1 pseudogene is annotated in these 575 nt (G+C 51.0%); it reads right to left on the bottom strand.

The annotated features are described in order from the left end of the window. Positions 1-162, bottom strand: a pseudogene (locus HT737_RS30745) (PIN domain-containing protein); the annotation flags it as partial. Positions 163-575: the final 413 nt, after the last annotated feature.

Raw genomic sequence — 575 nt, 5'->3', positions numbered from 1 at the left:
CCGCTCTTGAGCTTGTCCAGCTCCTCAAGCACGGTCATCGGGATCGCGACGTGGTGTTCTTTCGAAATTCAGCAGGGCATTTGGATCGTGAATCAATACGTTGGTATCGAGTACATAAAGGATTGGCTGGTTGGAAGAAGGGCTACGTCCGTGATCATCCATACTCGGTCACCTTTGTGGGAGCCATTCGACGCAATACCTGGGCGGTGCTGCGCCTCGAAGTGACTGCCGAATTCATCCACGAGGGCCTGGATGAACTGCACACAAAAGGAGTCTTGGAAGACGCCACCTGTGTTGCAGGTTTCGGCGGTCTGTCTTCGTAATACTCCAAAACCCATGACATAAAAAAAGCACTTTGACGGTTTTTTTAAGTTTATTTTGCAGAGTGACGAAAAGCCCTTGGCGGACCGTGCAGACCCCGCTAAAGTCGAAAGTCCGCCTGCATCGAATTCTCTGAAAAAAATCGCCAAAAAGCCCAATGTTTCCGGGCTTTTTTCCGTTTACTAGCGAAACCCGTCCTGACAGTCTTCAAAGCCGATGCCGCTTTGCGCAGTCTGCGTGATCAGCCACGGCAA

The organism is Pseudomonas sp. MD195_PC81_125 (assembly GCF_014060985.1).
Classification (GTDB): Bacteria; Pseudomonadota; Gammaproteobacteria; order Pseudomonadales; family Pseudomonadaceae; genus Aquipseudomonas; species Aquipseudomonas parakoreensis.
This window is presented reverse-complemented; position numbering and strand designations above follow the sequence as displayed.